This window comes from Halochromatium sp. (genome assembly GCF_054919635.1).
The window spans coordinates 1-10,488 of sequence record NZ_JBUDPI010000104.1; the positions used below are offsets into that span (position 1 = coordinate 1).

A 10,488-nucleotide genomic window follows, 5' to 3' on the forward strand; every position below is an offset into this window, starting at 1 on the left:
GTGGCTGGCGTGGCTGGCGTGGCTGGCGTGGCTGGCGTGGCTGGCGTGGCTGGCGAGAAAATGAGGCAGGCGTTGCGGTTCCGGCAGCGGCGCCCAGGTACTCGATGATGGTGCTCAATGATGTCGAGCGGAGCTCGATTGCACCCGAGTCGTGATAGGGCGCGTGCTCGCTCCCTGAGACCCGTCAGCTCGTTCGATGCCAAGGCCCCATGCTGAGCCGAAGCCGAGGCCCCATGCCAAGATGAACGGCCGCCGCCAGCCTGCTGGACGCAGGCGCCGAGCTAGACCGGTCGGCGGGTGGCCCGGCGGCCGTATAGGTGGGTGACGCAGCGACGCATGAGCGCCTAACTCACGTCTATACCCATCGCAGATCAGTTTTCGGCGCTTCGAGCCCGCTCCGGGTCGGGCAGCGTCGACCGGGGGACGCCGTGAATCCGTCCTTAATGGAGGCTTGACGACGGCATCCATGCCGTCGACACCCCCGCTCGCCGCCACCCGACCCTCCGCTATGTCGTGCCGACAATTGGCGTGCTTTGGGTATCACTCAAAGGAAGGGAAAGGGGCCCTTTCAGGCCACTCAACCGCGTGCGAGTTGTTCTTTGGTCTCACGCAGCGTCGAGGCGGTGACACAGTCTTCGCCGGCCACGCGAGCTGCACGCTCGGCTGCATCGCGCAGTCGCTTCGCAGCCGAGATCCGGGTCAGCATCGGCGTCGCCTCGAGGATCTCGTCCAACAGGCGCTGGGCGTCGGACTCCCAAGGCAGCTCGCGATGCAGGCGTGACGGGGTCGCCTCGACCCGATCGAGATCGGGACCAAGCGGCAGGATGTTGAACAGCGCGTCGAAGAGCGCGTTGCAGACCTCTTGGATCAGATAGGTCGCACCCGAATAGCCCATGAACGGGGTCCCCGTGTGGCGGCGGATGATGGTGCCAGGCAGCGAGGCCGGAATAAAGGCGGCGCGGCCCCCGATCTCGGCCAAGTACATCCGCTCGTTGTAGCCACCGAAGACGATCAGCGGCGTGCGCTCGTGAACGGCCTCGCGGACCGCGTCGTTGTCGGGCTTCTTTCCGGGTCGACGGGGGAAGGCGAAGTTGCAGGGCAGCCCCATCTCGTCTTCGAGGAAATGGCGCACCCCGCGGGTATAGGTCTCGGTCGCCGCGATGCCAAAGCTCGCCGTGCCGAAGAAGTCCTGGGTCACCGAGCGCCAGAGATCCCAGATCGGTTTGATCGTCGTGTGCTTCTCGCGCTCGATGAAGGGCTCCGGATCGAGCCCCAGCAGCTCACCGAGGGCACGCAAGAAATTGGTGGTGCTATGCAGTCCAATCGGCGCCTGCAGATAGGGTTTCTCTAGGGCCTCACAGAGCTTGCGGCCGAACTCGCGGTAAAGACAGACGTTGACCTGGGCATCGGCCAGGCGCGGAATGTCGTCAAGATGGGTACCGAGCGGAAAGGTCATATTGACCTCGGCGCCGATGCCCTCGATCAATCGTCGCACCTCGGCCAGATCCGACCAGGTGTTAAACATGCCGTATATCGGGCCAATGATATTGACCAGCGGCTTGTCGCCCTGTTGGCCTGCCTTGGCCTTCTTCGCCTTGGCCTTGGCGCGCTTCTTAGCCCCTGCTACACCATATTGATTCCAGAGCCAGGCGATCGCCCGATCGGCACTCTGCCACTGGTCTTCATCGATGGTGCGCGGCAGGAAGCGCTGGATCGGCGTTCCCGAGGGTGTAACACCCCCGCCGATCATCTCGGCGATGCTGCCGGTGACAACGACGGCCGGCTGCTCGGGATCAAGGGTTGAGAAGGCACGACGCATCGCGTTCTCAGTCCCCTCCTGGCCGAGCTCCTTCTCGCCAAGTCCGGTGACGACCACGGGCAGCTCGTGCGGCGGCAGCGCGTCGGTATAGTGCAGCACTGCGGTGACAGGGAGGTTCTCGCAGCCGACCGGCCCGTCGATGATCACCGACAGTCCCTTGACCGCCGTGAACACATAGACCGATCCCCAATAGCCGCCGGCGCGGTCGAGGTCTTGGATCAGCATCAGGACTCGTCTCCAGACTGCGCTGACTGGCCTGTTGGATGGCCTAACTGTTCTTGGGCTTGTTCTAGGGCTTGTTTTTGGGCTTGCTTATGGGGCTGCTGACGGGCCGATTTCGCGCTCGGCTTACTCGGGCGCGCGGTCGGTTGACGATCCCAGACACCGGCGGTGTCACCTTCGCCAACGCCGGCGAAGAAGGTGGTCATCCGATCAAACCGTGCCTGGCTGGCGAGCGCGGCATTCACCACCTGCGCCAGCGAGCCCGCACCGGCAGGCCCCATTAAGGGTCGTGCGGAGATCAGATTGGTGAAGTAGAGCGCCGGAATCGACTGCTCCTTCGCATATTGGACAACCGGAGTGGTGCCAATCGCCACATCCGGCTTCACCGCATCGACCGCGGCCTTATCCTGCTCCAAGGCGGCGCGGAATTGGACCACGACGCCTTTGGCCTCGAGCCATTCGCGGTCGGCATCCGACCAAGGCGTCCGTGGCGTCGCGGTGCCCACGTAGGGCACCCGCGCCCCACTCTCGATCAGCAGGCGCGCTACCAGCAGCTCGGAGCCCTCGTAGCCCGAGACGGTGATGGTGCCATCGATCAGCGCTTTTGACATAGCCCCTTTGATCGCCGGCAAGAAGGCATTCTTGGCGGCAGCAACCTTGTCGTCAGGCACGTTGCAGGCCTTGCCAATCGCCTCCAGCCAGGCGGCGGTGCCATCGTAGCCCACCGGTGCCGAGCCGATCACGGCGCGTCCCGCCTTCTGGAACTCGCGGATCGAAGCGGTGTAGTAGGGATGGATGGCGGCGACCGCTGCGCAATCGAGCGCGGCATAGAGCTCACGCCACTCGCGGGTGGGCACCACGGGCCCCGTCGCCAGCCCCAAGGGCTCGAGCATCGCACCGATGCCGACCGGATCGGCCGGAAACATCTCGCCGAGCAAGGTCACCGTGGGCCGCTCGCTGCGCCCCCCGCGCGGCGCCTGCACCGGCCCCTGCTCGGCCTCACCGCGCGCGTAACGCAGCATGGCACTCGCCAGCACATCCTTGGCCTCGGCATGGGTCGGGACGCCAAAGCCCGGCACGTCGATGCCGATGATGCGCACGCCGTTCTGCGTCTTTGGCAATAACCGCAACGGCACCCCGGAGGCGGTCGGCACGCAGAGGTTCATCACCACCACAGCGTCGTACTTGTCCGGGTCCGAGAGCTGCTGGACAGCCTCGCGCACATCCTCGAACAGCTTGCCGGTGACTAGGGTCTCGGAATCGAAGGGGACATAGCCGACGCTACGCCGCGCGCCATAGAAGTGCGAGGTGAAGCTCAGCCCATAGACACAGCAGGCCGAGCCGCAAAGGACGGAGGCGGTGCGGCGCATGCGCAGACCGACGCGAAGAGACCCAAAGGCCGGACACATCGTTTGGGGCTGATCATGGGGTCCGGTGGGATAGTCGGTCGCCAAGCGCTCGAGCACATCGCTCTTACCCGCCGCTTCTGCGGCTCGACGCAGTTCATCGGCGCCTGCATGGCAGCCGTGACCCTCCTCGTTGAGCGCTGCGTCGTCGCTCATCGGGGCCGAAGACTCTGTATGCATACGCCTCTCTCGGGCTCAACAGCGGCCGCCTAGGGCGCTGTCATGCCTCGTCGTAGATGACTTCGAGGGATGGCTTATCGAGGCTGCCGGCTGGGCACATATCCTCGATGCTCGCGGGCTCGAGCACCACGTCGCGCCCCACCACATCCCCCGAGAATAGGTTCAGCAGCTCGTCCTGACTCAGCGGCGTGGCTCGCAGCGGCGGCGCCTCGGTGGCATTCACGCCGAGCTCCTCGAACAGCGGCGCCCAGGCACCCCCAGGCTGTCCGACGATCTGATAGGCCGCGCTCTTGCGCCGGATGTCATCATCGGCGGGGATCGACGCGAGCACTGGGATGCCGACCTTCTTCGCCCAGGCCTGCGCCTCGCCGGTGCCGTCATCCTTATTGATGACGATGCCAGCCACGCCGACATTTCCGCCGAGCCCACGGAAGTACTCGACCGCGGAGCAGACATTGTTGGCGACATAGAGTGACTGCAGATCGTTGGAGCCGACGACGATCACCTTCTGGCACATGTCGCGGGCGATCGGCAGGCCAAAGCCGCCGCAGACCACATCACCGAGGAAGTCGAGCAGCACGTAGTCGAAGTCCCACTCGTGGAAACCGAGCCCCTCGAGGATCTCAAAGCCATGGATGATCCCACGCCCACCGCAGCCCCGGCCGACCTCAGGGCCGCCGAGCTCCATCGCAAACACGCCGTCGCGCTTGAAGCAGACATCGCCGATGGCAACCTCTTCGCCAGCGGCCTTCTTCTTCGATGAGGTCTCGATGATCGTCGGACAGGCCTTGCCACCGAACAACAGCGTCGTGGTATCGCTCTTCGGATCGCAGCCGATCAGCAACACCTTCTTGCCCTGCTGCGCGAGCATGTACGACAGGTTGGCGAGCGTGAAGCTTTTGCCGATCCCGCCCTTGCCATAGATCGCGATGATCTGGGTCTGCTTGAAGCTCGGCGACGCGCTCGAGGAGACGGCCGACTGCTCGGGCAAACCGACGTTCACAGCAGTGGACGCTACAGAGGCGTTAGCCATTCATTCCTCTCCAATCGAGAACCATCTTCAGACAGGTCGGATCATCGAAGGCCGTCTCGTAGGCGGTGGCCGCATCGGTCGCCGCATAACGATGGGTGATTAGACCTTCTAATGAAAGCGCTCCGGATTCGATCAGCCCGCGCACGGCAATCAGATCCGACTCACGAAACTCGGCCACGACACGAAGCCGCAGCTCGCGCATGAAGGCCGGCGGGAACTCGAACGACAGCGGCGCTTCGTAGAAGCCCGCGAGCACGATCTCTCCGCCGCGCGCCAGACGCGCGATCAGCTGATCCAGCAGCAGGCTATCGCCGCTGACGTCACAGATCACCTGGTAATCTGTACGGTCATCGCTTTGCGGGTCGACGACATCGTAGCCCACCGCACCCTTGGCCCGTTGCGGATTCGTCTCCCAGACCATCGGCGGCGGCGCACCCAACGCAATGGTGACCCGCGCCAACAGTCGTCCGAGCACACCATGGCCGACGATCAGGTCCGGACAGGTCTTGCCCTCACCGGCGATGGCATGGTGGGCGGTTGCAGCCAGCGCCATCAGCACGCCCTGCTCACCCAGATGATCGGGGATCGGCAGCAGCCGCGCGCCGGGCACCACGACCCGAGACGCAGCGCCGCCGAACAGGCCGTTCACGTCACCATAGCAGCGCGCGCCGGGCACGAACACCTGCTCGCCCTCGCTGCGACCGCTGTCGACGCCGGCCTTGATAACCCGCCCAACCGACTCGTAGCCAGGCACTAACGGATAGCCCATGCCAGGAAACGGCGGCATGCGACCCGTCCAGAGCAATCGCTCGGTGCCCGTGCTGATGCCGCTATAGGCGATGTCCACGACACAATCGGCGTCGCTCGCCGTCGTCAGCTGCAAGCGCTTGAGCGCGAGCTGACGCGGCTGGTCGAGGACGACGGCGAGTGAGGACATGTCAGCAGAGGCGTTCACAGGATGCGTTGCAATCAGTGCTGGCTCGGTCGGTGGCGGAAATGGATGACTGAATTCAGGCGATTAAGCCCGAGAGCAGTCAAGTGTCAGTCTAGCTTGACTGTCGATTATGTCAAGATAAATTTACACATCCATCAACAAGGCTCAGGTCACCTGCGCGACCAGGAGTCGCGTCTGCATCGGGCGCCGAGTCCGCTGCATCCGGATTGCATCGAAACCCGCCTCGCGGAGCATCGCCTTCAGCTCACGCGGCGGTCGCGGTCGACCACTGCCCATGGCCAACAGGTAGAGACCAAAATAGGCATCGCCAATCGGCTCGGCCCCCGGGGTCTCGGCCATCGGCTCTGCCAGCAGCAGCGTGCCGCCAGGCTCCAGCGCCGCCCGCACCGCGCGCAGGATCTGCATCGCCTTGTCGTCGTCATGGTCGTGCACGACGCGCACCAGCGAGCAGATATCGGCCCCCTTCGGCAAGGGCGTGCTCATCAGGTCGCCACCGAAGGTCTCGGCCCGATCACCGAGACCCAGCGATTCGAAGCGCCGCTGCGCTCGCGCGGCAACCGCTGGCAGATCAAACAGCCGGATACGCAAGTGCGGCCAGCGCTCGGCCGCCGCGAGTAGAAAATTGCCCTGCCCGCCGCCGACGTCCATCAGGCAGCGGTGCCCCTTCAAGGAATAGGCATCGAGCACATCGCCAGCGACGAAAGCGTTGGAGATGCTCATCAACTCGCTGTATTCGGAAACCGATGCGTCGCCTTCCTGCGCCGGGTCGAGCGAGCTCGCATAGGCCCAGTAGCGGCCGAGCTCGGTCTCTTGCTTCTCGCCGCGCAACAGCGCCAACGGATCATCCAGGTCGCGATAGAGCATCCGGTGATGCTTGACCATGGCCGCAATGCCAGGATTGCCCAGCATCGCCGCGCCGTGATTGCCGAGGCCGAAACGCGCCGAGCCTGCATCATCGACACCGCGCCGCTCGAGCAGATCAAGGGCCACCGCCGCGCGCAGCAACCGATCGGCCTGCGCCTCTGTCATGCCCATCGCCGGTGCCAGCGTGCTCAGAGACTGTGGTCCCGCTGCCAGCCGGTCGAACAGATCCAGCTCGACACAGGCATAGAGGATTTGCGAGTAGACGAAGCCCGCGGTGATATCAAAGAGGGATTGCGCGCGACGCTGTGCGACCGCACGCGTCAGCGGAAAATCCGCCGCCCAGCGTTGAAAGCCCGGGCGGGCGATCAGGCGATTGCGCCACTCACGCCAGTCGAAGCCAAAGCCCATCTGCTTGCCCCTCAACTTGCCCCTTAGGCGCGCGCGGCTGCGAGCCGGCGCATGAAATCCTCGCCCATCGGGGGCGGCAGCAAGCGCTGCATCTCACCGATCACCAAGGCCTGCAGCTTGTCGGCACCGGGGCAAGTCGGTATCGAGTCCACCGCCTCGACGACCAGGCCGACGAGACGATCAAGCGCGCCATCGGTCCCGAGCTCGGCGACAGCGCTCGGGCGCTCATGCGCCGCATCCTGACCGACCGGCTTACCCAGCTCATCGGCATTGCCCGCCACATCGCGCAGATCATCGGCCACCTGATAGGCCTCGCCAAGATTAGCCCCCAAGGTGCGCCATTCAGCCGGATTGCGCCCCGCTGCTGCCGCGCCGGCCTCGGTGGCGGCCGCGAACAAGGCTGCGGTCTTCTGCCGATGGTAGTCACTCAGATCGACCTGATCCTCGCACTCCCAGGCCTGGCCGGCGACAATGCCGTCCTTGAGACCCACGGCTCGACCCACGATCATCAGCAGCGGCGCGAGACGCTCGGGATGGCGCAGCGTATGCCAAGCCAGATTCTCGAATGCCAGCACGATCAAGCCATCGCCGGCGAGCACCGCGAGACGCTCGCCATAGGCACGATGCACCGAGGGTTGGCCGCGGCGCATGTCGGCATCATCGAAGCACGGCAGGTCATCGTGCACCAGCGAGGCGCAATGCAGCAGCTCGAGCGAGGCCGCGGCTGCATCGGAGACGGCGGGGACATCATCACCGCAGGCCATGGCTACGGCGAGACAGAGGCGCGGGCGCACCCGTGAGGCTGGTGTCAGCACGGCATGGCGCACGGCCTGCCGCAACAAGGGCGGCGAGTCATCACCCATTCCTTTCGTGATGGCGGCGTCTAGCGCCTGCTCAATCCGCTGCAAGGCATCCATCAAGTGCGTCCCCGTAGAAACAGTTGACTATCGGGCCGCCGGCCATGCTGCGCCCTGAGGATCATCGGAGCGGCCTGTTACCCAGTTGTGTCATGTAAGATAGTCAGCTACCTCAGGAGCGTCAAACGACTGGGATCAACTCTCCCGTCGAAAACGCTCCCAATGTAAGCAGTTTGAGCGAGGTGGACTGTGGCTACGGATCGAGTCGTGATCGTTGGGGCCGGAATCGGGGGATTGACCGCGGCTGTCGAGCTTGCCGCGCGCGGGCTCGATGTGACGGTACTCGAGCGCGCCAGCGGACCTGGCGGCAAGATGCGCCAGGTAGCTGTTGGCGAGCACCGGATCGACGCCGGGCCCACCGTGTTCACCATGCGTTGGGTGTTCGAGGCCATCTGCGAGGCCGCCGGCACCTCGCTCGAGTCCGAGGTCGATCTCGAGCAGGCGGAGATCTTGGCCCGCCATGCCTGGAGCGCCGACGAGCGCTTGGACCTGTTCGCTGATCTCGAGCGCTCGGCGGATGCGGTTGCGGCCTTCTCGGGTCCGGCCGAGCGGCAGCGCTTCCTCAACTTCAGCAAGGATGCCCAGGCCATCTACCGCACCCTGAAGGAGCCGTTCATCAGCGCCACCCGGCCGAGCCCAGTGGGGCTGGTGCGCCGGGTTGGCCCAGGTGGTCTCGGCGGGCTGATCAACATCAAGCCCTTCGCGACCATGTGGTCGGCCCTCGGGCAACATTTCCGCGATCCGCGCCTGCGCCAGCTCTTCGGCCGCTATGCGACCTACTGCGGCTCATCGCCGTATGTGGCACCGGCAACCCTGATGCTGGTGGCGCACGTCGAGCAGGATGGTGTCTGGCTCGTCAAAGGCGGCATGCACGCGCTCGCGCAGTCCTTCGCCGGACTCGCCGAGCGACTCGGCGCCCGCTTCCGCTACCAGACCGAGGTCAGCGAGATCGAGCTCGAGCGCGGCCGCGTCAGCGGGGTCAGATTGGGCAACGGCGAGCCTGTACCCGCCGACGCCGTGATCATCAATGGCGACACCAATGCCGTGGCCAGCGGGCTATTCGGCAAGCGGATCAGTCGCGCCGTGCCGCCAACGCCAACCGCCGACCGCTCCCTCTCGGCGGTCACTTGGAACCTGGTCGCGAAGGCCGAAGGCTTTCCGCTCAGCCGCCACACGGTCTTCTTCTCCAGCGACTACCAGGCCGAGTTCGACGACATCCTGGCGCAAAAGCGCTTGCCGCGCGCACCCACGGTCTACATCTGCGCGCAAGACCGAGACGCCCAAGACGGGCCGCCGCCCGAAGGTGCCGAACGCCTGCTGTGTTTAGTCAATGCGCCGGCGATCGGCGATACCCATCCCTTCCATCCTGCAGAGATCGAGCAATGCGCCCAGAGCACCTTTGGCCTCTTAGAACGCTGCGGCCTGAGTATCCAGCTGGACCCTGCGCACACCCAGGTGACCACGCCAGCGGTCTTCGAGCAACTGTTCCCGGCCACCGGAGGAGCGCTGTACGGCCGCGCCTCTCATGGCTGGATGGCCTCGTTCTCTCGGCCGGGGGCGCGCACCAAGGTACTGGGGCTCTATCTGGCGGGGGGCAGCACGCATCCGGGGCCGGGCGTGCCGATGGCGGCCCTCTCCGGCCGGCAAGCAGCGGCGAGCTTGACCGCGGACCGCGTTTCGATCAGGCGCTAAGCGCCAATGCCTATCAATGGTGGTATATCGATGCGCTGAGCGATGATGATCAGTATGGGATCACCATCATCGCCCTGATCGGCAGTGTCTTCTCGCCCTACTACGCCTGGGCTCGACGCCGTGGACAGGCCGATCCCGAGCACTTCTGCGCGCTCAATGTCGCCCTCTACGGCAAGGATCGGCGCGGCTGGGCCATGACCGAGCGCGGTCGCCAGCAGCTATTCCGCAGCGCCGACACCCTCATCATTGGCCCGAGCCGCGTCCGCTGGGACGGCAACAGCCTCAGCGTTGAGATCGACGAGCGCGGTGCACCGATCCCCAAACGCATTCGCGGTCGCGTGCGTGTCCACCCCCGCGCGCTGACCGGCCAGCTGACCGAGCTAGACCCTGCGGGCCGGCACCGCTGGTGGCCGATTGCCCCTGAGTCACGGGTCGAGGTCGAGCTCAGCGAGCCCGGTCTGCGCTGGTCCGGCAATGGCTATCTGGATTGCAACGGCGGCGACGAGCCACTCGAGAACGGGTTTCGCCAATGGGACTGGTCACGCACCAAGCTCAGCCGTGGCGCAGCAGTGCTCTATGACACGACCTTCATCGATGGCCAGCGCCGCGCCTTGGCGCTGCGCTTCGACGGCACCGGCGCAGCCGAGCCATTCGAGCCACCGCCGAGAACACCGCTGAAGACGACCTTCTGGTGGCGCATCCCGCGTGCAACGCAGGCCGACTCGGGCCAAGGCGCCGAGGTGCTCGAGACACTCGAGGATACCCCCTTCTATGCCCGCTCGAGCGTTCGCACCACCTTGCTCGGCGAGCGCGTCACGGCCTTTCACGAGAGCCTATCTCTGACGCGCTTCGACACCCCCTGGGTGCAGATGCTGCTGCCGTTCAGAATGCCGCGCATCGCGCTCGGGCGACCGGCCCGCGCCCGCTAGCCCGACCTGATTCCAGCTGGACCCCCGCTGGACCCCAGCTCGATCAGAGACGAACGGACGACG

At 65.4% G+C, this 10,488-nt stretch carries 8 protein-coding genes; 2 read left to right on the plus strand and 6 right to left on the minus strand.

What is annotated here, in order from left to right; translation table 11 throughout:
• Window positions 1-577: 577 nt before the first annotated feature.
• The 6 genes from bchZ to ACY693_RS08410 form a co-directional block, all read right to left on the minus strand.
• A complete protein-coding gene (bchZ, locus tag ACY693_RS08385) occupies window positions 578-2,044 on the minus strand; it encodes a chlorophyllide a reductase subunit Z (RefSeq protein ID WP_462321374.1) in 1,467 nt (488 codons plus the stop codon).
• A complete protein-coding gene (gene bchY, locus ACY693_RS08390) occupies window positions 2,044-3,603 on the minus strand; it encodes a chlorophyllide a reductase subunit Y (protein ID WP_462321375.1) in 1,560 nt (519 codons plus the stop codon). Before bchY ends, bchZ begins: the two co-directional genes overlap by 1 nt.
• A 64-nt stretch (window positions 3,604-3,667) precedes the next feature.
• Entirely contained in the window at window positions 3,668-4,660 is a 993-nt protein-coding gene (locus ACY693_RS08395; protein WP_462321376.1) for a chlorophyllide a reductase iron protein subunit X, read from the minus strand.
• Window positions 4,653-5,597 (minus strand): chlorophyll synthesis pathway protein BchC, encoded by a 945-nt coding sequence (gene bchC, locus ACY693_RS08400; protein ID WP_462321377.1) that lies wholly within the window; start codon window positions 5,595-5,597, stop codon window positions 4,653-4,655. The genes ACY693_RS08395 and bchC overlap by 8 nt, the downstream gene beginning before the upstream one ends.
• Before the next feature lie 162 nt (window positions 5,598-5,759).
• On the minus strand, window positions 5,760-6,887 hold the full coding sequence (locus tag ACY693_RS08405) for a methyltransferase (RefSeq protein ID WP_462321378.1): 1,128 nt from the start codon (window positions 6,885-6,887) through the stop codon (window positions 5,760-5,762).
• Window positions 6,888-6,910: 23 nt separating this feature from the next.
• Window positions 6,911-7,804: a polyprenyl synthetase family protein gene (locus ACY693_RS08410; protein WP_462321379.1), complete on the minus strand. Its 894-nt coding sequence runs from the start codon at window positions 7,802-7,804 to the stop codon at window positions 6,911-6,913.
• 189 nt (window positions 7,805-7,993) lie between these two features.
• Between ACY693_RS08410 and crtD the strand changes: the two genes are divergently transcribed.
• Both crtD and ACY693_RS08420 read left to right on the plus strand, forming a co-directional pair.
• Window positions 7,994-9,496 carry a 1-hydroxycarotenoid 3,4-desaturase CrtD gene (gene crtD, locus ACY693_RS08415; RefSeq protein ID WP_462321380.1) on the plus strand — a complete coding sequence of 501 codons (1,503 nt, stop codon included), beginning with the start codon at window positions 7,994-7,996 and terminating at the stop codon, window positions 9,494-9,496.
• 194 nt (window positions 9,497-9,690) lie between these two features.
• The gene (locus ACY693_RS08420; RefSeq protein ID WP_462321381.1) at window positions 9,691-10,425 is read left to right on the plus strand and encodes a carotenoid 1,2-hydratase; all 735 of its coding nucleotides are present in this window, start codon (window positions 9,691-9,693) and stop codon (window positions 10,423-10,425) included.
• Window positions 10,426-10,488 lie beyond the last annotated feature (63 nt).

Coding starts and splice junctions, on each gene's coding strand:
- ACY693_RS08420 (WP_462321381.1), top strand. CDS start 9,691: ATGACCGAGCGCGGTCGCCAGCAGCTATTCCGCAGCGCCGACACCCTC.
- bchY (WP_462321375.1), bottom strand. CDS start 3,603: ATGAGCGACGACGCAGCGCTCAACGAGGAGGGTCACGGCTGCCATGCA.
- ACY693_RS08410 (WP_462321379.1), bottom strand. CDS start 7,804: ATGGATGCCTTGCAGCGGATTGAGCAGGCGCTAGACGCCGCCATCACG.
- bchC (WP_462321377.1), bottom strand. CDS start 5,597: ATGTCCTCACTCGCCGTCGTCCTCGACCAGCCGCGTCAGCTCGCGCTC.
- ACY693_RS08405 (WP_462321378.1), bottom strand. CDS start 6,887: ATGGGCTTTGGCTTCGACTGGCGTGAGTGGCGCAATCGCCTGATCGCC.
- bchZ (WP_462321374.1), bottom strand. CDS start 2,044: ATGCTGATCCAAGACCTCGACCGCGCCGGCGGCTATTGGGGATCGGTC.
- ACY693_RS08395 (WP_462321376.1), bottom strand. CDS start 4,660: ATGGCTAACGCCTCTGTAGCGTCCACTGCTGTGAACGTCGGTTTGCCC.